Annotated in this window: 22 protein-coding genes; 12 read left to right on the top strand and 10 right to left on the bottom strand. The window is 51.0% G+C overall.

From position 1 onward, the window contains the following. Positions 1 to 130: 130 nt before the first annotated feature. Complete coding sequence (locus HV352_RS09875) at positions 131 to 475, top strand: RidA family protein (protein WP_016153387.1); 345 nt, start codon at positions 131 to 133, stop codon at positions 473 to 475. 6 nt (positions 476 to 481) lie between these two features. Here the strand turns inward: HV352_RS09875 and HV352_RS09870 are convergent, their stop codons facing one another. After that, positions 482 to 661 carry a YoaH family protein gene (locus HV352_RS09870; RefSeq protein ID WP_016153388.1) on the bottom strand — a complete coding sequence of 60 codons (180 nt, stop codon included), beginning with the start codon at positions 659 to 661 and terminating at the stop codon, positions 482 to 484. Between the two features lie 83 nt (positions 662 to 744). Between HV352_RS09870 and pabB the strand changes: the two genes are divergently transcribed. The 4 genes from pabB (at position 745) to HV352_RS09850 (ending at position 5,968) form a co-directional block, all read left to right on the top strand. Then, positions 745 to 2,106: an aminodeoxychorismate synthase component 1 gene (pabB, locus tag HV352_RS09865; RefSeq protein ID WP_181635385.1), complete on the top strand. Its 1,362-nt coding sequence runs from the start codon at positions 745 to 747 to the stop codon at positions 2,104 to 2,106. A gap of 3 nt (positions 2,107 to 2,109) precedes the next feature. Next, the gene (locus tag HV352_RS09860) at positions 2,110 to 2,688 is read left to right on the top strand and encodes a CoA pyrophosphatase (protein ID WP_016153390.1); all 579 of its coding nucleotides are present in this window, start codon (positions 2,110 to 2,112) and stop codon (positions 2,686 to 2,688) included. A gap of 183 nt (positions 2,689 to 2,871) precedes the next feature. Then, positions 2,872 to 4,236 (top strand): L-serine ammonia-lyase, encoded by a 1,365-nt coding sequence (sdaA, locus tag HV352_RS09855; protein WP_016153391.1) that lies wholly within the window; start codon positions 2,872 to 2,874, stop codon positions 4,234 to 4,236. Between the two features lie 130 nt (positions 4,237 to 4,366). Continuing rightward, entirely contained in the window at positions 4,367 to 5,968 is a 1,602-nt protein-coding gene (locus HV352_RS09850; protein ID WP_019076975.1) for an EAL domain-containing protein, read from the top strand. Positions 5,969 to 5,974: 6 nt separating this feature from the next. Here the strand turns inward: HV352_RS09850 and yoaE are convergent, their stop codons facing one another. Further along, entirely contained in the window at positions 5,975 to 7,534 is a 1,560-nt protein-coding gene (gene yoaE / locus HV352_RS09845; RefSeq protein ID WP_016153393.1) for a CNNM family cation transport protein YoaE, read from the bottom strand. 459 nt (positions 7,535 to 7,993) lie between these two features. Here yoaE and manX point away from each other — a divergent pair, with 459 nt between their 5' ends. From manX to mntP, 5 genes are all read left to right on the top strand, one after another. After that, a complete protein-coding gene (gene manX / locus HV352_RS09840) occupies positions 7,994 to 8,953 on the top strand; it encodes a PTS mannose transporter subunit IIAB (protein WP_181635384.1) in 960 nt (319 codons plus the stop codon). A 58-nt stretch (positions 8,954 to 9,011) separates the two neighbouring features. Next, a complete protein-coding gene (gene manY / locus HV352_RS09835) occupies positions 9,012 to 9,812 on the top strand; it encodes a PTS mannose transporter subunit IIC (RefSeq protein ID WP_016153395.1) in 801 nt (266 codons plus the stop codon). 12 nt (positions 9,813 to 9,824) lie between these two features. Continuing rightward, positions 9,825 to 10,676 (top strand): PTS mannose transporter subunit IID, encoded by an 852-nt coding sequence (locus HV352_RS09830; protein ID WP_016153396.1) that lies wholly within the window; start codon positions 9,825 to 9,827, stop codon positions 10,674 to 10,676. A gap of 60 nt (positions 10,677 to 10,736) precedes the next feature. Further along, on the top strand, positions 10,737 to 11,195 hold the full coding sequence (locus HV352_RS09825; protein WP_016153397.1) for a DUF986 family protein: 459 nt from the start codon (positions 10,737 to 10,739) through the stop codon (positions 11,193 to 11,195). Between the two features lie 433 nt (positions 11,196 to 11,628). Next, complete coding sequence (gene mntP, locus HV352_RS09820; protein WP_016153398.1) at positions 11,629 to 12,195, top strand: manganese efflux pump MntP; 567 nt, start codon at positions 11,629 to 11,631, stop codon at positions 12,193 to 12,195. Here the strand turns inward: mntP and rlmA are convergent. The 6 genes from rlmA to mgrB all read right to left on the bottom strand — a co-directional run bounded on the left by rlmA (position 12,192) and on the right by mgrB (position 16,534). Continuing rightward, positions 12,192 to 13,001 (bottom strand): 23S rRNA (guanine(745)-N(1))-methyltransferase, encoded by an 810-nt coding sequence (rlmA, locus tag HV352_RS09815; protein WP_181635383.1) that lies wholly within the window; start codon positions 12,999 to 13,001, stop codon positions 12,192 to 12,194. The genes mntP and rlmA overlap by 4 nt on opposite strands. A 63-nt stretch (positions 13,002 to 13,064) precedes the next feature. Then, complete coding sequence (ftsI, locus tag HV352_RS09810) at positions 13,065 to 14,810, bottom strand: peptidoglycan glycosyltransferase FtsI (RefSeq protein WP_016156796.1); 1,746 nt, start codon at positions 14,808 to 14,810, stop codon at positions 13,065 to 13,067. Positions 14,811 to 15,029: 219 nt separating this feature from the next. Further along, positions 15,030 to 15,239, bottom strand: a complete 210-nt coding sequence (gene cspE, locus HV352_RS09805) for a transcription antiterminator/RNA stability regulator CspE (protein WP_001062678.1) — start codon at positions 15,237 to 15,239, stop codon at positions 15,030 to 15,032. 12 nt (positions 15,240 to 15,251) lie between these two features. Further along, positions 15,252 to 15,395, bottom strand: coding sequence for a DUF2627 domain-containing protein (locus tag HV352_RS09800; RefSeq protein WP_006684179.1), 144 nt, complete (start codon positions 15,393 to 15,395; stop codon positions 15,252 to 15,254). Between the two features lie 636 nt (positions 15,396 to 16,031). Further along, entirely contained in the window at positions 16,032 to 16,316 is a 285-nt protein-coding gene (locus tag HV352_RS09795) for a YebO family protein (protein WP_016156797.1), read from the bottom strand. A 74-nt stretch (positions 16,317 to 16,390) separates the two neighbouring features. Beyond that, complete coding sequence (gene mgrB / locus HV352_RS09790) at positions 16,391 to 16,534, bottom strand: PhoP/PhoQ regulator MgrB (protein ID WP_016153402.1); 144 nt, start codon at positions 16,532 to 16,534, stop codon at positions 16,391 to 16,393. A 164-nt stretch (positions 16,535 to 16,698) separates the two neighbouring features. Between mgrB and HV352_RS09785 the strand changes: the two genes are divergently transcribed. Next, the gene (locus HV352_RS09785; protein ID WP_016153403.1) at positions 16,699 to 16,938 is read left to right on the top strand and encodes a YobH family protein; all 240 of its coding nucleotides are present in this window, start codon (positions 16,699 to 16,701) and stop codon (positions 16,936 to 16,938) included. 113 nt (positions 16,939 to 17,051) lie between these two features. Here HV352_RS09785 and kdgR read toward each other — a convergent pair whose 3' ends face one another. Further along, a complete protein-coding gene (gene kdgR, locus HV352_RS09780; protein WP_016156798.1) occupies positions 17,052 to 17,843 on the bottom strand; it encodes a DNA-binding transcriptional regulator KdgR in 792 nt (263 codons plus the stop codon). Positions 17,844 to 18,017: 174 nt separating this feature from the next. Here kdgR and HV352_RS09775 point away from each other — a divergent pair, with 174 nt between their 5' ends. After that, positions 18,018 to 19,391 (top strand): MFS transporter, encoded by a 1,374-nt coding sequence (locus HV352_RS09775; protein WP_047500603.1) that lies wholly within the window; start codon positions 18,018 to 18,020, stop codon positions 19,389 to 19,391. A 49-nt stretch (positions 19,392 to 19,440) separates the two neighbouring features. On the opposite strand, the gene icd is transcribed toward HV352_RS09775, so the two are convergent. Then, positions 19,441 to 20,691: an NADP-dependent isocitrate dehydrogenase gene (icd, locus tag HV352_RS09770; RefSeq protein WP_003030769.1), complete on the bottom strand. Its 1,251-nt coding sequence runs from the start codon at positions 20,689 to 20,691 to the stop codon at positions 19,441 to 19,443. Positions 20,692 to 20,709: the final 18 nt, after the last annotated feature.

The raw sequence follows: 20,709 nt of genomic DNA, 5'->3' as shown, positions 1-20,709 counted from the left end.
TTCATTTGAACAGGGATTATGTCAGGCCAGCGGCTCTTTCGCCAGTTGAAGAGGTGACGTGGACACAACATTATGGCAGTCTTGGCGCAACCCGAAGCCATTATGAAAAAACGTAAATGAGGAATGATTTATGACGATTGTGCGCATTGATGCCGAAGCGCGTTGGTCCGACGTGGTTATCCACAACAACACGTTGTATTACACCGGCGTACCGGAAAATCTGGATGCCGACGCCTTTGAGCAAACGGCAAATACGCTGGCGCAAATTGATGCGGTGCTGGAAAAACAGGGCAGCAGCAAGTCACGTATTCTTGATGCAACCCTGTTCCTGGCGGACAAAAATGATTTTGCCGCCATGAACAAAGCCTGGGACGCATGGGTTGTTGCTGGTCACGCGCCGGTACGTTGCACCGTTCAGGCCGGGTTAATGAACCCGAAATACAAAGTTGAAATTAAGATTATCGCTGCGGTATAAGCGGCGTTATTCGTCTTCATCTTCAAAACGCGCCACGATCCGCTCGCCGGTATGGCTGGCGCGTAATTCAGCAGCCACTTTCGTAATCGCCTCGCCACTGCTCATCCCCTGGGATATCAGTTCATGAATGCGTTCAACCGCCTGTTGCTGCTGATCGTGCGTGAGTGAAGGTAAACCTGCAATCATGGTGAACTCCTGCTAAATTATTAGCGCTAATTATTTCATGCTACCCGGCACATAGCCAGTGAAGTAGCAACGAGTCAGGACTGATGAAGACGTTATCTCCCGCTGTAATCACACTCCCCTGGCGTCTGGACGCCGCTGAGCACTATTTTGCCACATTAAGCCACCAGCCCTGGGCAATGCTTTTGCATTCAGGCCATGCCGACCATCCGCATAATCGCTTTGATATTCTGGTCGCCGACCCCATTACCACGCTGGTCACACATGCAGAAGAGACCGTTGTGCATGACCATCACGGCACTATGCAAACGGTTGATGATCCGATGACGGTTTTACGTTCGGCGCTGACATCGCTGACTATTCAGCCCGATTATAATCCCGATTTTCCCTTCCAGGGAGGCGCATTGGGTCTGTTCGGTTATGACTTAGGCCGTCGTTTTGAATCTCTGCCAACGGAAGCCGAACAGGATATCACGCTACCGGACATGGCGGTTGGCATTTACGATTGGGCGCTGATTGTCGATCATCAGTTGCAAAGGGTGTCGCTACTTAGCCACTCCGATGTACAGGCACGACGCCGTTGGCTGGAAAATCAACAGATACCCGTGCGCGAACCGTTTTCGTTAACATCCTCGTGGCAGTCAAACATGACCCGCGAGCAGTATGGTGAAAGGTTCCGTCAGGTGCAGCGTTATCTGCACAGCGGCGATTGCTATCAGGTCAATCTTGCCCAGCGTTTTCAGGCGCATTATCAAGGCGATGAGTGGTTGGCGTTTGTACGTCTCAACCATGAGAACCGCGCCCCGTTCAGTGCATTTTTACGTCTTGAGGAAGGGGCGATTCTCAGCCTTTCACCTGAGCGTTTTATTCTGCTGGAAAACCAGCACATCCAGACGCGCCCGATTAAAGGCACGCTGCCCAGACTTGAAGATGCCGATGCCGATCGTCTACAGGCTCAATCACTGGCGAACTCCCCAAAGGATCAGGCGGAAAACCTGATGATCGTCGATTTAATGCGTAATGATATCGGCCGCGTTGCCGAACCCGGTTCGGTACAGGTTCCGGAACTGTTCGTTGTCGAACCGTTCCCTGCCGTTCATCATTTGGTCAGCACCATTACCGCGCGTCTGCCAGAGTCATTGCACGCCACTGACCTGCTGCGCGCCGCCTTCCCTGGCGGCTCTATTACCGGTGCGCCAAAAGTGCGGGCAATGGAAATTATTGACGAACTGGAACCGCAAAGACGCAACGCCTGGTGCGGTTCCATTGGCTATCTGAGCTTTTGCGGCAATATGGATACCAGCATCACCATTCGCACGCTGACAGCCACCAACGGACGCATTTATTGTTCCGCTGGCGGTGGCATTGTGGCGGACAGCCAGGAAGATGCGGAGTATCAGGAAACGTTTGATAAAGTGAATCGTATTTTGCACCAACTGGAGAACTGACACGTGGAATACAGCAGCCTGACGCTTGATGATTTTTTATCGCGCTTTCAACTCCTGCGCCCGCAGGTTAATCATACTGCGTTAAACCAGCGTCAGGCCGCCGTACTGATCCCCGTCGTGCGTCGTGCACAGCCGGGGTTACTATTAACTCAGCGTTCCGTTCATCTGCGCAAGCATGCAGGACAGGTCGCCTTTCCCGGCGGCGCGGTGGATAGCAGCGATGCCTCGTTAATTGCCGCCGCCCTTCGCGAAGCGCAGGAAGAAGTGGCGATCCCACCATCCTGCGTGGAGGTGATTGGCGTTCTGCCGCCGGTGGACAGCGTGACCGGTTTCCAGGTCACGCCGGTGGTAGGCATTATCCCGCCAAATTTGCCGTATCGCGCAAGTGTTGATGAAGTTTCCGCCGTGTTCGAAATGCCGCTGGCACAAGCCCTGCATTTAGGTCGTTATCATCCACTGGATATCTACCGTCGCGGCGATTCACATCGTGTATGGCTTTCCTGGTATGAGCAATATTTCGTCTGGGGAATGACCGCCGGAATAATTCGTGAGCTGGCGCTGCAAATTGGCGTCAAGCCCTGACTATACTTATCTTTACGCACACCATAGACAACTTGAAACTCAGGTCACAACATTAGTAAAACCGCGGTTATCTATTAGTTTAATTCATGTGAATAGTTAAGCCGATCGCCGCGTTCCCTCTTACACTATGCGCAGTTATAACATCGTTACTGGAAACCCCAGTCGCCCTGTAGGAGTATTATCGTGATTAGTCTATTCGACATGTTTAAGGTGGGGATTGGTCCCTCATCTTCCCATACCGTAGGGCCTATGAAGGCGGGTAAACAGTTCGTCGATGACCTGGTCGAAAAAGGATTACTGGACAGCGTTACTCGTGTCGCCGTCGACGTGTATGGTTCACTGTCGCTCACGGGTAAAGGTCACCATACCGATATCGCCATTATTATGGGTCTGGCGGGCAATGAGCCTGCTACCGTGGATATTGACAGCATCCCCGGATTTATCCGCGACGTAGAAACGCGTGGACGCCTGCTGCTTGCGCAGGGTCAGCACGAAGTGGATTTCCCGCAGAATGACGGAATGCGTTTTCACAACGGCAACCTGCCGCTGCATGAAAACGGAATGCAGATCCACGCGTACAGTGGCGAAACCGTCATTTACAGCAAAACCTACTACTCCATCGGCGGTGGATTCATCGTTGATGAAGAACATTTTGGTCAGGATGCCGCGGGCGAGGTCAGTGTGCCTTATCCGTTCAAATCCGCCACTGAAATGCTGGAATACTGCAACAGCACCGGCCTGTCTCTCTCTGGCATGGCGATGCAGAACGAACTTGCTCTGCACAGTAAAAAAGAGATTGAAGAGTACTTTGGTAACGTCTGGCAAACCATGCAGGCTTGTATCGATCGTGGTATGAACACCGAAGGCGTGCTGCCGGGTCCGCTGCGCGTTCCTCGTCGTGCTTCAGCCCTGCGTCGTATGCTGGTTTCCAGCGACAAGCTGTCCAACGATCCGATGAACGTGATCGACTGGGTGAACATGTTCGCGCTGGCCGTTAACGAAGAAAACGCCGCGGGTGGTCGCGTAGTTACTGCGCCAACCAACGGTGCTTGCGGTATCGTGCCTGCGGTACTGGCCTATTACGATCATTTCATCGAGTCCGTCAGCCCGGATATCTATACCCGTTATTTCCTGGCGGCCGGCGCGATTGGCGCGTTGTATAAAATGAACGCGTCTATCTCTGGTGCAGAAGTGGGTTGTCAGGGTGAAGTGGGCGTAGCCTGTTCCATGGCTGCCGCGGGTCTGGCTGAACTGTTAGGCGCGAGCCCTGAGCAGGTATGTGTTGCTGCTGAAATCGGCATGGAACATAACCTCGGCTTAACCTGCGATCCGGTGGCGGGACAGGTACAGGTTCCGTGCATCGAACGTAATGCCATTGCGTCAGTGAAGGCGATCAACGCTGCGCGTATGGCAATGCGCCGTACCAGCGCTCCGCGCGTCTCGCTGGATAAAGTCATTGAGACCATGTACGAAACAGGTAAAGACATGAACGCCAAATACCGTGAAACGTCACGCGGTGGCCTGGCAATCAAAGTTCAATGTGACTAATACTTATTTTTCGCCCATCTGCGACAGATGGGCGAATTTGCCCCCTCTCCCTCGTCTGGCGTAATTTTCCCCACTACACTTGCTCTGTTGCTGTTGGCTACTGTGACCAACGGCTTATCGGGCGGCCCGCATGCAAACAGCGCAAAGGATCATCAAGAACTATCGCCGGAATCGCTTAATCGTCTGCACACTATGTGCACTACTGACGCTCATTCTCACATTAACTGTCCGATTTATTTCGGAGCGTAATTTAAATCATCGCAATACCGTTACCTTTGCCAACCACGCCGTTGAAGAGTTGGATGACGTGCTTTTGCCCCTACAGACCGGACGCGATGTACTGCTACCGCTGATTGGGCTTCCCTGCTCAGTCGCGCGTTTACCTCTGAGTAAGCATGCAGCCAGACTGCAAACGGTACGTTCTATCAGCCTGATTCAGAGCGGGGTCCTTTATTGTTCCAGCATTTTTGGCTATCGCAATGTGCCTATTCGCCAACTGGAGCCTGAATTACCCAGTCGGGAGCCGCAATTGCTGCTGTCTACCGACCATTCGTTGATTAAGGGCAGTCCGATTCTGACGCAATGGTATCCAGCATCTGCCGATGGCTCAGATGGCGTGCTGGAAATCGTTAACATTGATTTATTATCGTCCATGTTGCTTGAACCCCAGCCACCGCAAATTACCCATGCCAGCTTAACCGTCGGTAATCGCCATTTGCTATATGGACAGGGTGTTGTCGATACGCTACCTGAACTGGATAATGAAAAACGCTACCAGCTCTCATCGCAACATTTCCCCTTTACTATCAGCGTCACCGGTCCGGGTGCCAGCGAACTGGCTATAAAACATCTACCAACACAACTGCCGCTGGCGGTGATCCTAAGTTTTTTAGTGGGCTACCTGGCATGGCTGGCGACCGCCAGCAGAATGAGCTTCTCCTGGGAGATAAATCTGGCCCTTGCTGCACGGGAATTCGAGCTGTTTTGCCAGCCGCTACTTAATGCGCAAACCCAGCAATGTATGGGAGTGGAAATCCTTTTACGCTGGAATAACCCGCGCCAGGGTTGGATCTCTCCCGAAGTGTTTATTCCCATCGCAGAGGAGCACAACCTGATTGTGCCGCTTACCCGTCATGTCATCGCAGAAACCATTCAGCAACGGCACGTATTCCCGATGAGCAGCCAGTTTCATATTGGGATAAATGTTGCCGCCAGCCATTTTCGTAACGGTACGCTGCTAAAAGATCTCAACCAGTACTGGTTCAGCCAGCACCCTATTCAGCAGTTGGTTATCGAACTCACCGAGCGCGATGCGTTGCTGGATGTGGATTATCGGGTCGTGCGCGAGTTAAATCGGCTTGGCGTAAAGCTGGCAATTGACGATTTCGGCACCGGCAACAGCTCGCTCTCCTGGCTGGAAAAGCTTCGCCCGGATGTGCTGAAGATTGATAAATCATTTACCTCGGCAATCGGGACAGACGCCGTGAACTCAACCGTCACAGACATCATTATCGCTTTGGGGAAAAAACTGAATATCGAACTGGTGGCGGAAGGCGTTGAAACACAGGCGCAGGCACAGCATTTGCGCCGACACGGCGTACATTTATTGCAAGGCTTTTTGTACGCAAAGCCGATGCCGCTGCGCGATTTTCCCAAATGGCTGGCGGGCAGCACGCCGCCGCCCGCCCGGCATAACGGGCGACACAGTATGCACGTTATGCCGTTTCGCTAACCCCGCTTACTCGTCTTCGTCGTGAGCGGGTTGTTCTTTAACAATGCGAACTAAATCCACACGATAGTCATTGGCTTCGACAATCGTAATGCTCAACGGTGCAACATCGATAACATCACCTACGCGTGGAATATGGCCGTTAGCGGCAATGACTAAACCTGCCACCGTGGCGATGTCTTCATCTTCATTCACTAACGTATCCACGTCCAGCGCCTGTTGCAACGCATGCAGATCGGTACCACCTTTCACCAACCAACCGCCTGCATCAGCAATAATTTCAGGCGTTTCATCGGCATCCGGGAATTCACCGGCAATAGCTTCTAATACGTCCAACGGCGTGACCAGACCCTGGACTACACCAAACTCGTTAGTGACGATAACAAAGCTGCCGCGGGCGCGTCGCAGAACACCTAACAGATTGATAGGATCCAGCGTTTCCGGGACAATAATAGCCGGAGACGCAGAGGCAATGGCCGCCACATCCACGCCGTCTTCCAGCGCGACCAGCAGCTCTTTAGCACGCACAATACCGATGATTTCATCCAGTTCGCCACGACACACCGGGAACAGGCTGTGTGGTGACGAGAGCAATTGCTCACGAATTTCCTCCACGCTCAGGTCTGCATCAACCCAACTAATTTCGCCACGAGGCGTCATAATGCCGCGTAATGAACGCGATGCCAGAGAAAGGACGCCGTTGATCATATAGCGTTCTTCTTCCACAAATGCGCCTTCCGGGACGGGAACCGGCACCGGGTTGTCGGATTCCATCTGCGCGCTGGCCTGACTTTTACCCCCCATCAGACGCAGGATTGCATCGGCAGTGCGCGCACGCAGCGGCAGCGTCGACTGGTGGCGAATAAAGTTCCGACGGGCAATCTGGTTAAACAACTCAATGATGATTGAGAAGCCAATCGCCGCATACAGATAGCCTTTCGGAATATGGAAGCCAAACCCTTCGGCAACCAGGCTCAGACCGATCATTAACAGGAAGCTCAGACACAGCACCACCACCGTCGGATGTTGGTTCACAAATCGTGTCAGCGGCTTAGAAGCCAGCAGCATCACGGCCATAGCAATCACGACCGCCGCCATCATCACCGGCAGATGGTTGACCATACCGACCGCCGTAATAACGGCATCCAGCGAGAACACCGCATCGAGGATGACAATCTGCGTCACAACAACCCAAAAACTCGCATACCCTTTTGCCTGGCCGGTATCATGTTCACGGTTTTCCAGCCGCTCATGCAGCTCTGTCGTGGCCTTGAACAAGAGGAAAATCCCCCCCAGCAGCATGATCAGATCGCGCCCCGAGAACGAGTAGTCCATTACCGTAAATAGCGGCTTAGTTAGCGTCACCATCCACGAAATCACGGACAACAAGCCCAGGCGCATAACCAGTGCCAGTGACAAACCGATTAAACGCGCTTTATCTCGCTGTTTTGGCGGCAGCTTATCAGCCAGGATCGCAATGAAGACCAGGTTATCAATACCCAGAACAATTTCGAGAACGACAAGCGTGAGCAAACCCACCCAAATCTGCGGGTCCATTAATAATTCCATGACAAGCTCCTGCTTAAGGAATGACCAAACTGCGCGCTGAGGATCTCAGGCGTTGAAGCGATATGCAGAGAAAATTTGTGGCAAAAAGTGCCAATCTGACAGGCTTGATACGGCCTGATAGTGAAATGACGTCGGTGACGATCCATATGGTGAGCTACTGCCCTATACTCCTGAGTAATTAAACCGATGCTAAACATAACAGAGACAACCGTTTTTTAGCAAAGATTTACCTTCCTTTGCAATAAGTTGTTTCGGAGATATTTTACCCTTCGAAATTTCTTTTTATCGGAAGTTAAATTACGGATCTTCATCACATAAAATATTTTTTTCGATATCTAAAATAATTCACGAAAATCATAGGTTTTTCTTTGTAACCCTTATCTGAATCGATTCGATTGCGGACGACGATTCAAATACATCTTCACGTTGATGTGTTAACGATAATAAAGGAGGTAGCAAGTGACCATTGCTATTGTAATAGGCACACATGGTTGGGCTGCAGAGCAGTTACTTAAGACAGCAGAAATGCTGTTAGGCGAGCAGGAAAACGTCGGCTGGATCGATTTCGTTCCAGGCGAAAATGCCGAAACGCTGATTGAAAAGTACAACGCTCAGTTGGCAAAACTCGATACCAGTAAAGGCGTGCTGTTTCTCGTTGACACATGGGGAGGCAGCCCGTTTAACGCTGCGAGCCGCATTGTCGTCGATAAAGAGCATTACGAAGTCATCGCCGGTGTGAACATTCCCATGCTGGTTGAAACCTTCATGGCGCGTGATGACAACCCCAGCTTCGATGAATTAGTGGCACTGGCCGTTGAAACCGGTAGTGAAGGCGTGAAAGCGCTGAAAGCAAAACCGGTGGAGAAAGCCGCTCCAGCCCCAGTCGCGGCACCAAAAGCAGCTCCCGCCAAACCGATGGGTCCGAACGATTATATGCAGATCGGCCTGGCGCGTATTGATGACCGCTTAATCCATGGTCAGGTGGCAACTCGCTGGACCAAAGAAACCAACGTAACACGCATTATCGTCGTCAGTGATGAAGTTGCCGCCGATACCGTACGTAAAACGCTGCTGACCCAGGTTGCACCTCCGGGTGTGACGGCGCATGTGGTTGATGTCGCGAAAATGATCCGCGTCTACAACAACCCGAAATATGCAGGTGAGCGTGTGATGCTGTTGTTTACCAACCCGACCGACGTAGAACGTATCGTTGAAGGTGGTGTGAAAATTACCTCTGTAAACATTGGCGGTATGGCTTTCCGTCAGGGTAAAACGCAGGTAAACAACGCAATTTCTGTCGATGAAAAAGACATCGAAGCCTTCAAGAAACTCAACGAACGCGGTATTGAGCTCGAGGCTCGTAAGGTTTCTACCGATCAGAAACTGAAAATGATGGATTTGATCGCCAAGGTGAAATAACGCCCTGGCATTTACTTAGTTTTCACACTTAAGTCTGTATAGCAATAGGAGAAGTACAATGGAGATTACCACTCTTCAGATTGTGCTGGTGTTCATCGTCGCATGTATCGCGGGTATGGAGTCGGTACTCGATGAATTTCAGTTCCACCGTCCGTTGGTGGCCTGTACGCTGATTGGTGCCGTTCTCGGTGATATGAAAACTGGTATCATCATCGGTGGTACCCTGGAAATGATCGCCCTGGGCTGGATGAACATCGGTGCTGCGGTTGCACCTGATGCCGCACTGGCCTCAATTATCTCTACCGTTCTGGTTATCGCGGGTCACCAAAGCATTGGTGCAGGTATCGCGCTGGCTATCCCACTGGCAGCAGCAGGCCAGGTACTGACCATCATCGTTCGTACTATCACCGTAGCATTCCAGCACGCAGCGGATAAGGCGGCAGAAAACGGTAACCTGACGGCGATCTCCTGGCTGCACGTATCCTCCCTGTTCCTACAGGCTATGCGTATCGCTATCCCGGCGGTAATCGTGGCGATTTCTGTTGGTACCAGTGAAGTTCAGAGCATGCTTAATGCCATTCCGGAAGTTGTGACCGGCGGTCTGAACATCGCAGGGGGTATGATCGTAGTGGTTGGTTATGCGATGGTCATCAACATGATGCGCGCAGGCTACCTGATGCCGTTCTTCTACCTCGGCTTCGTCACCGCGGCATTTACTAACTTCAACCTGGTTGCTCTGGGTGTGATTGGCGCAGTAATGGCTATCCTCTACATTCAGCTGAGCCCGAAATATAACCGCGTAGCCGGTGCACCTGCTGCTGCGGCTGGCAATAACGATCTCGATAACGAACTGGACTAGCAGGTGAGCGAAATGGTTGATATGACTAAAACTACCACCGAGAAAAAACTCACTCCGAGTGACATACGTGGCGTGTTCCTTCGTTCTAACCTGTTTCAGGGTTCCTGGAACTTCGAACGTATGCAGGCGCTGGGTTTCTGTTTCTCTATGGTGCCGGCTATCCGCCGCTTGTACCCGGAAAACAACGACGCTCGTAAGCAGGCTATTAAGCGTCACCTGGAATTCTTTAATACCCATCCGTACGTAGCAGCCCCCGTATTGGGCGTTACGCTGGCAATGGAAGAGCAGCGTGCAAACGGCGCAGAGATTGACGATGGTGCCATCAACGGTATCAAAGTTGGTCTGATGGGACCGCTTGCAGGCGTGGGCGACCCGATCTTCTGGGGTACCGTACGTCCGGTATTCGCCGCACTTGGCGCAGGTATCGCGATGAGCGGCAGTCTGCTTGGACCACTGCTGTTCTTCATCCTGTTTAACCTGGTTCGTCTGGCAACCCGTTACTACGGTGTAGCATACGGCTACCGTAAAGGTATCGATATCGTTAAAGATATGGGCGGCGGCTTCCTGCAGAAACTGACTGAGGGGGCGTCAATCCTAGGCCTGTTTGTCATGGGGGCATTGGTTAACAAGTGGACGCACGTAAACATCCCGCTGGTGGTTTCCACCATCACCGGTCAGGATGGTCAGACTCGCGTCACCACTGTGCAGACTATCCTTGACCAGCTGATGCCGGGTCTGGTTCCTCTGCTGTTAACTTTCGCCTGTATGTGGCTGCTGCGTAAAAAAGTGAACCCGCTGTGGATCATCGTTGGCTTCTTCGTCATCGGTATCGCGGGCTACGCTGTCGGACTGCTCGGCCTGTAAGACTGTTGTACACCGCCGGGGGCTTGCCCCCGGTTTTTCTATTTAGAGGGTTGAGGATTCATGACTATCACGGACCTGGTGCTGGTTCTTTTTATCTTTTCGCTGCTGGCGTATGCCATTTACGATCAGTTCATCATGCCCCGCCGTAATGGCCCTACTCTGCTGTCTGTCGCCCTGCTTCCTCGTAGCAGAGTCGACAGCGTTATCTTCCTTGGCTTGATTGCTATTCTTATCTACAACAACATCACCAGCCACGGCGCGCAATTTACCACATGGTTATTATGTGCACTGGTATTGATGGGACTGTATCTGTTTTGGATCCGTACGCCAAAAATCATCTTCAAACAGAAAGGCTTTTTTTTCGCCAATGTTTGGATTGAATATAACCGGATTAAAGAGATGAATTTATCTGAAGACGGTGTCCTGGTGATGCAATTAGAACATCGAAGATTACTGATTCGCGTACGGAATATAGACGATCTCGAAAACATATATAAACTTTTAATTTCAAATCAATGAGTTAAAAATATAGCCTGAACTATGTTTTATATATATCCATTCCAAAATAAACATAGCTAAGGCTATATCCCACTGCTCATAATGTTATTTATTTTAACGTTTTATTTATAAATAAATCTAAATGAAAATCGTTTTCAATTAGAGGCCAAATATTATTTCTGCGTTTCTTGTTTTATATTCTCAAAATATGTTAAGGTTGCGCCCGTCGTTGGGGAGTAGCCGATTTCCAGACTCCGGAAATGTACGTGTCAACATACTCGTTGAAAAACGTGGCGCGTACGGACTGATCTTACAGGTTCAGTCAGGCGAGACCATAGGCACATCAACTGCAATGCATACCTGAATGGCGCTGTATTTACAGTGGTTCCAGCCTGTATGCATGGTTACTGGGGGCAGTGATGTGTGTTATGGATACCCCGGTCAGGACGCTGTTATGAATCTCACCGCTACTGTTCTTCTTGCTTTCGGCATGTCGATGGATGCTTTCGCTGCATCAATTGGCAAAGGCGCCACCCTGCATAAACCCAAATTTTCTGAAGCACTGCGCACCGGCCTTATTTTCGGCGCCGTTGAAACGCTTACGCCGCTCATTGGCTGGGGCATGGGTATGCTCGCCAGCAAATTTGTACTGGAGTGGAACCATTGGATCGCCTTCATTCTGCTGATCTTTTTAGGCGGACGAATGATAATAGAAGGCTTTCGCGACGACGGGGATGAAGATGAAGAGCCACAGCGCCGCCATGGCTTCTGGCTGCTGGTCACCACCGCCATTGCAACCAGTCTCGACGCAATGGCCGTCGGGGTGGGTCTGGCTTTCCTGCAGGTCAACATTATTGCCACAGCGCTGGCCATCGGCTGCGCCACGTTGATTATGTCTACGCTCGGCATGATGATCGGTCGTTTCATTGGCCCGATGCTGGGCAAGCGAGCTGAAATTTTGGGCGGGGTGGTACTGATAGGTATTGGCGCCCAGATCCTCTGGGCACACTTCCACGGTTAATTCAGGCGCTGCCAGATATGAATACTAAAGTCTGTCTGGCAGTCAAACGTCGTTTTACCGGCTAACGTTTCCCACACTTCCGGCTTTGCCCGCCAGGCGAACGGCGTCATTTGCAGTAACGCAACGGCCTCGCTACCTTTGAGCTGCATCTGATACCCCAGCGCAAGACTCTCTTGCAGAACAAAACCGTCCAGTTGCTCAGTGTGTGGCGCATGCAAACGCACCTCATCATAAATCAGCCCTTTCAGCTCCATTAAATGACGCGGACCCGGCGTGGCGGTAATAACCCAGCCACCCGGTTTGACCACGCGAGCCAGCTCCGGCGCTTTACAGGGAGCATAGATCCGGATGATGGCATCCATTGACTCGTCGGCAAACGGCAGGCGATGGCTGGAGGCAACGCAAAAGGTCACCTGCGGATAACGTCGGGCTGCGGCCTTAATCGCCACTTTAGAAACGTCAAGACCAAAGGTTGTACAGCCCGTCAGCGCATCGGCAATCGCATGGGTGTAATACCCTTCCCCACAGCCAATATCCAGGATCGCCGCATCTTCTGAACTCAACCTCTGGGTGAGCGCATCCACAATTGCATCGCGCAGCGGCTGATAATGTCCGGCATCGAGAAATGCCCGGCGCGCCTGCATCATCTCCGCGCTATCACCCGGATCGCGCGACCGTTTGTGCTGAACCGGCAGTAAGTTGACATACCCTTCTTTCGCCACGTCAAACTGGTGCCGCCCAGGGCAGACAAAACTGTTATTCGCTTGAGTAAGAGGCTGGTGGCAAAGAGGACAGGAAAACGACATGACAACTCCGGCAGGTGACTTAAGGGCGCAAGTGTAACGCGAATTACGCCCTGGGAAAATAACTTACAGCGACGGCGAGGATACGTTGCTGCCGTGCATTACCAGCAGATGCTCGGAGTCGGCAGGCATACCGTCAGGCTTTACGTTTTCCAGACGCAGGACATCACCCATTATCTGGCTGAATACCGGTGCGGAGACTGCCCCCCCATAATAAGCACCGTTTTGCGGGTTATTTATAACCACAACCAGCGCGAACTTTGGGTCGCTTGCTGGCGCAACGCCCGCCGTATAGGCCACATATTTATCGACATATTTGCCGTCATCGCCAATTTTCTTTGCCGTTCCGGTCTTAACCGCGACGCGATAATCTCTGACCGCAGCCTTGGTTCCCCCGCCGCCGGGTAGCGCGACGCTTTCCATCATATGTTCAACCTGGTGAACCAACGCCTCCGGCATCACCCGCGTACCTATTACCGGCGGATCGATACGCGTAATAGAAAGGGGTCGATAGATACCAAAACTGCCGATGGTGGCATATACATGCGCCAGTTGGAGCGGCGTCACCATTAATCCATAGCCAAATGCGAAGGTTGCCCGGTCCAGATCGCTCCAGTAGCGGCGTTGAGGCATTAATCCGCGACTTTCCCCGGTTAAACCCAGTCCGGTTGGATCGCCAAAGCCAAAGCTTTTATAGGTATTCAGTAATTTCTGTACCGGCATCGCCAGCGAAAGGTGTGACACGCCGGTATCGCTCGATTTCTGCAAAATCCCGGTCAGCGATAGCTCCGGGTAAAATCCGACGTCGCGGATGCGATGCCCATCAACAATAAAAGGATGAGTATCAATCACGCTGTCAGGCTGTACTATCCCCTGCTGCAGAGCGGTCATAATCACCAGTGGTTTTACGGTTGAACCGGGTTCAAAGGTATCGCTAATTGCACGATTACGAAAATCATCCAGTACCGCGCCATCACGGTTATTGGGATTGAAATCGGGAAAGCTTGCCATGGAGAGTATTTCGCCGGTGGCAATGTTGACCAGCACTGCGGCCCCTGATTCCGCTTTATTCCATGTCACGGCATTGTCCAGCGAGTCTTCAGTAACCGTCTGCAAACGCTCATCAATGCTGAGCTGTAATTCATGCGCCGGCACCGGCATCACTTCCGTGATATTTTCGATGACATGGCCAAATTTGTCTTTCCGTACCAGGCGGGAGCCAGGTTTGCCCATCAACTGGCTATTGAAGCTTTTCTCCAGCCCTTCAATCCCCTGACCGTCAATGTTGGTGAAACCAATCAGATTGGCCGCAACATGTCCGGCGGGATAAAAGCGGCGGGACTCTTCACGCAGGTTGATTCCCGGCAGATCCAGTTTATCGACCCATTCTGCCTGCTGAGGAGAGATCTGGCGCGCCAGATAGATAAACCGCCCGGCTGGATTGCTGTTAACGCGTTCAGCCAGCGTGCTGAGAGAAATATGCAGCGTCTTCGCTAACGCCTGCCAACGTTCGTTATAGCCAACGCCACCCTTGCTGATAATCGTCTTCGGATCGGCCCAGACGGCGTTAACCGGAACGCTTACCGCCAGCGGTCGCCCTTCTCTGTCGGTTATCATTCCGCGTGGCGAAGCGATGGACACCTCGCGTAAAGAACGCATGTCTTCCTGTTTTACCAGATTCGTCGGCGTGACAATTTGCAACCACGCAACCCGCCCCAGCAGCAATCCAAGGCTCAATAATATTGCCACGCAAAGCAGGGCAAAACGTACGGGAGTAAAATTGCGCGCATCGCCGTCGTTTTTCTTTTTCACCCGAACTCCAACAAGATAGTTATTCAGGTGTCTGATTTAACGGGAAATGCCGTAAGAAAGCGGGGAAAACTATGCTACGAACATCACGCCTTTGCAACAAAGCGCTAATGGATGGGCATTCAGTAATATTTTGACGTAATTTGAATTAAAAAGCCCCGCATAAGCGAGGCTTTATATCTGAGATGGATGCGCAAAAGCGCTTCAAATCAGTGGTGTCGATCAGATAGCTGTTACGTTAACAGCAGCCGGACCTTTCTGGCCGTCCTGAATTTCGAACTCAACGTTCTGGCCTTCAGCCAGAGTTTTGAAGCCGTTACCCTGGATAGCGGAGAAGTGTACGAACACGTCTTTGCTGCCATCAGCCGGAGTAATGAAACCAAAACCTTTAGACTCGTTGAACCACTTAACTTGACCTTTAATCTTTGCCATTTGCAAAATTCCTTAGAGTATTTTCTTCGCCCGCGGGCATAACATAGATAAAACTGAGACATTACTGCTTGAGGCACTAATATAAGGTTCGGCAGAGAAGCGGTATTCAACGTCAACGTGTTTACTCAGGACTTCTTTACTGAAAATGCCACACATAAACAGAACTGTACCTCGTTTAACCCAAAACGTGTTATCACATACAACGTTAATAATGGCAAGCCATTTTTAAACGTGTCTCGATCGGTCGCACAAATCCCGTCGTCCATCAAACAGCAACTGCACAGTTATGCGCCAGATCGAGTAGAATTATATTCTCGCCTCTCTCCCCTATCCCCGCCTGACTTGCGCCATAGCCGGGATATTTCTACCATAGCTCAATAGCTTCAGTTGTTCCAGGTTATCTGTTACGGGTTCTGCCAGATATCATTTTTTATGCTTAGTAATGCATAAAATGTCACAAGCGTAAAAATGAGATCCGCCTTCTGGTTTTGCACCAAAATAATGAAAGAATGATGACAAGGCACAAAAAAAGTAAGAGAAACGTTTCGCTGTTAATAAAACGATCGTTATCACAAAAATGACATAATCATATTTTTTACGTATGGAAGATTATATTTATATCAGACTGGGGATAAGATATTAATTAGTCGGAGCATCTGAAAATACTGAGAATAGATGACTGCCCGGCCGCCAATTACACGACGGGGACAGAAGAAAATAATCTGACGCGCTGACGACAGGATGAAGCAACTGAGAACAACAACAGCCGTTCCTCATCCTGCCATACCTTTTTTACCGCTCAGCTACCAGGCGGATGATGTCATCGTCTTCATCCTTAATGGGCAGTGCAGTAGGCTCTGCTGCTTTCTCGGGTTCGTTAGCTTCGCAAAGGCGACGTAACAAAGCGTTCTGTCTTTTTTGCTGATCTAACAATGCCTCAAGCAGCTCAATCTGCTCGTTAGTACGCGAACTTGCCCGATTGATAAAAAACCAAAGAACAAGCCCAACAATCAGAACCACCACCGATACCGCTAAAGACGCAAAACTCAACGCGCCAGAATTCAAAACTTCGTTCATTTTACCACCTCAATGTAGACAGTGTAGTTTACCACTGCCGCACAAGAAGGTAATCAACTGTTGCGAAAATGCGCTTACCAGGGAATAAATTTATTGAAGGCACAAATACCGCTGAAAAATTGTACGTCCTGATCGCACATGATGTTGAACACCTGCGCCCACATCAGTATGCATACCAGTACAACAACAATCAGCACTACCCAGCGAATTTTTTTCACTCCAGCTCCACTCTTCAACTCCACATCTTATGTCTATAAATTATCATGCGTTACCTAAACCCAGCGTTAACTGTATAGGCATTCAATCTTTTTAGGAATGATTGACTTGTTTCATACCGTGTACAGGCTAATCTAATAACAATGAGAAAAGATAAGAGGTTGTAATGCGTCTGATTATCCGCGCTATTGTGTTGTTAGCTCTGGTTTGGATCGGTTTATTATTGAGCGGCTATGGAATTTTGATTGGAAGTAAGGAGAATGCTGCCGGTCTGGGTCTGCAATGCCAATATCTGACTGCCCGTGGAACCAGCACGGCACAGTACGTCCACACCAGTAGCGGTATCATTGGCCTGTCGGATTGTCCCCTGTTAAGGAAAAGCACGGTCATTATCGATAACGGCTAATAATGCAACATTACATTCGATACGTTATATACGCCAGGTAACGTTATGACTGTTCATAAAAAACCCCAGGTACAAAATACCTGGGGGTTTTTTACATTCGCGATTACGTCAGATTAGAACGGATAGTCGTTATAGCCCATTTGTTCTGAAATCTTGCGCGCTGCCGTATGCAGCATTGCCACATACTCGTGTAAACGCTCTTCTGAGAAACGCAGCGTTGGGAATGAAATACTCAACCCCGCAATAACCACGCCGAAACGGTCAAACACCGGTACGCCGATGCAGCGCAGGCCTTCTTCCTGTTCTTCGTTATCTTCGCCGTAACCCTGCTCACGTACTTTATCCAGCAGTAGCAGTAATTCATCAGTATTCGTAATGGTACGATCGGTGCTGCGTTTGTACTCAATGCCATCCAGAATCTGCTTCACTTCATCGCGGTCACGCCATGCCAGCAGAACTTTACCGATAGCCGTACTGTACAGCGGATTACGACGACCAACGCGGGAATACATGCGCAGATTGTACATAGAGTCGATTTTGTGAATGTAGACGATGCTGTCTTCATCCAGCGCACCGAGGTGTACAGTCTCTTTGGTCAGGCGCGAAAGTTCGCGCATCTGAATGTCAGCGCTACGGATAAGATCGACGTTTTGCAACGCGCGCGCGCCCAGCTCGAATAATTTCAGGGTCAGTGAGTATTTCTCAGACTCCCCTTCCTGTGCCACATAACCCAGCGTTTTCATGGTCTGCAAAAAACGATAAACGGTGCTTTTCGACATCATGACGCGTTGCGACAACTCGGTAATACCAATTTCGCGCTCTTCACCCAGCGCCTGCAGAATGCCAAAAACTTTCAGCACGGAAGATACAGAATCGGGTTGCTTATCCAGATCTGCGATTGCCATTTATCACCCCTTTCGAGTGTTTTATAAAAATCAGAACCGGTTTTTATTATAATTTCACGTACCAACCCTCGCAATCGCTCTTTGCTCACTTAGTTACAAATCTGCGACCTAACACCTGAATATCAATGCTAAAATTATTACTCTCATCATAAATTCCACAAATATCGACTTTCTATGGAAAAAATTCAGGCCGATGGTCTGCCATTGCCCCAGCGATATGGCGCAATTTTAACCATTGTTATTGGCATTTCTATGGCAGTACTCGACGGTGCAATAGCGAACGTGGCCCTGCCAACTATCGCCGCCGATCTTCAAGCCTCACCTGCCAGCTCAATCTGGATTGTGAACGCCTATCAAATCGCGATCGTCGTTTCGCTCCTGTCCCTCTCTTTTTTAGGCGATATGTTCGGTTACCGCCGCATTTATAAGTGTGGCCTGGTCGTGTTCCTGCTTGCATCGCTATTCTGTGCCTTGTCAGATTCGTTGCACATGCTGACGCTGGCTCGCGTCGCCCAGGGTTTTGGCGGCGCGGCGCTAATGAGCGTGAATACGGCATTGATCCGACTTATTTATCCCCAGCGTCAGCTCGGGCGAGGGATGGGGATTAACTCCTTTATCGTCGCGGTCTCCTCGGCTGCGGGTCCGACCATTGCCGCAGCTATTCTTTCTATTGCCTCCTGGAAATGGCTGTTTCTGATTAACGTCCCGCTGGGAATAGTCGCCCTGTTGCTGGCGATGCGCTTTTTGCCGCCCAATGCGTCCCGCGGCACTAAACCACGCTTTGACCTGCCCAGTGCGGTAATGAATGCTTTAACGTTTGGCTTGTTAATTACGGCGCTCAGCGGCTTTGCACAAGGACAGTCGCTAAAACTGATTGGTGCCGAGCTTGTGGCGCTTATGGTGGTAGGTTTTTTCTTTATCCGACGCCAGCTCGCGCTGGAGGTGCCGTTACTGCCGGTTGACCTGTTACGCATTCCACTGTTTTCACTCTCGATTTGTACCTCGATATGTTCATTCTGCGCACAAATGCTGGCATTGGTTTCCCTGCCCTTCTTTATGCAAACGGTGCTCGGACGCAGCGAGGTCGAAACAGGCCTGCTGTTGACGCCATGGCCGCTGGCAACCATGGTGATGGCGCCGCTGGCGGGATATCTGATTGAACGCGTTCACGCCGGGCTGCTAGGCGCACTGGGCATGGCGTTGATGGCAAGTGGGTTGTTTTCGCTGGTGCTGCTGCCCGTTTCCCCCTCCGATTTTAATATCATCTGGCCGATGATTCTGTGCGGCGCGGGCTTTGGCTTGTTCCAGTCCCCAAATAATCACACCATCATCACCTCCGCGCCGCGTGAACGCAGCGGTGGGGCAAGCGGTATGCTGGGGACGGCGCGCTTGCTGGGTCAGAGTACCGGGGCCGCGCTGGTCGCGCTGATGCTAAACCAGTTTGGCGACAGTGGAACGCACGTCTCGCTGATAGCCGCAGGCATTCTGGCCTCGCTGGCAGCAATTGTGAGTGGTTTACGTATTACGCAACCGCGAGTTCAGGCATAAAAAAACGGGAACCTCTCGGCTCCCGTTCTCACACAACCCAGAATCTGGATTACATGTTTTCGATGATCGCGTCACCAAACTCGCTACATTTCAGCAGCTTAGCGCCGTCCATCAGACGTTCGAAGTCATAGGTTACGGTTTTCGCGTTAATCGCGCCTTCCATACCTTTAACAATCAGGTCAGCCGCTTCAACCCAACCCATGTGGCGCAGCATCATTTCAGCGGACAGAATAATGGAACCTGGGTTCACTTTATCCTGACCTGCATACTTCGGTGCAGTACCGTGGGTTGCTTCGAACAGCGCACATTCGTCGCCGATGTTCGCGCCCGGCGCGATACCAATACCACCAACCTGTGCGGCCAGCGCATCGGAGATGTAGTCGCCGTTCAGGTTCATACAGGCAATCACATCATATTCAGCCGGACGCAGCAGGATCTGTTGCAGGAACGCATCGGCGATAACATCCTTAACCACGATCTCTTTGCCGGTTTTCGGGTTCTTGATTTTCACCCACGGACCGCCGTCGATCAGTTCACCACCGAATTCTTCACGCGCTAACTGGTAACCCCAGTCTTTGAACGCGCCTTCGGTGAATTTCATGATGTTACCTTTGTGTACCAGGGTAACAGAATCACGATCGTTAGCGATGGCGTATTCGATCGCCGCACGAACCAGACGTTTAGTCCCTTCTTCAGAACACGGTTTGATACCAATACCGCAATGCTCCGGGAAGCGGATTTTCTTCACGCCCATCTCTTCGCGCAGGAATTTAATCACTTTCTCGGCATCTGCAGAGTCCGCTTTCCATTCGATACCTGCGTAGATATCTTCGGAGTTTTCACGGAAGATGACCATGTCGGTCAGTTCAGGGTGCTTAACCGGGCTAGGCGTGCCCTGGTAATAACGCACCGGGCGCAGGCAGACATACAGGTCAAGTTCCTGACGCAGGGCAACGTTCAGAGAGCGAATACCGCCGCCAACTGGGGTGGTCAGTGGGCCTTTGATGGCAACACGATATTCACGAATCAGATCAAGGGTTTCAGCAGGCAGCCAGACGTCCTGGCCATAAACCTGAGTGGATTTCTCGCCGGTGTAGATTTCCATCCAGGAGATTTTACGCTCGCCTTTATAGGCTTTCTCGACAGCAGCATCGACAACTTTGATCATCGGTGGGGTTACATCAACGCCGATACCGTCGCCTTCAATGAACGGGATAATCGGATTTTCAGGAACGTTGAGTTTGCCGTTTTGCAGGGTGATCTTCTTACCTTCCGCCGGAACAACTACTTTGCTTTCCATTCACCTCTCCTTCGAGCG

Origin of the sequence: Citrobacter sp. RHBSTW-01044 (assembly GCF_013781945.1) — a bacterium.
GTDB classification, from domain to species: Bacteria; Pseudomonadota; Gammaproteobacteria; order Enterobacterales; family Enterobacteriaceae; genus Citrobacter; species Citrobacter braakii.
The sequence above is the reverse complement of the archived record's forward strand: the minus strand, read 5'-3'. Positions and strand labels throughout refer to the sequence as shown.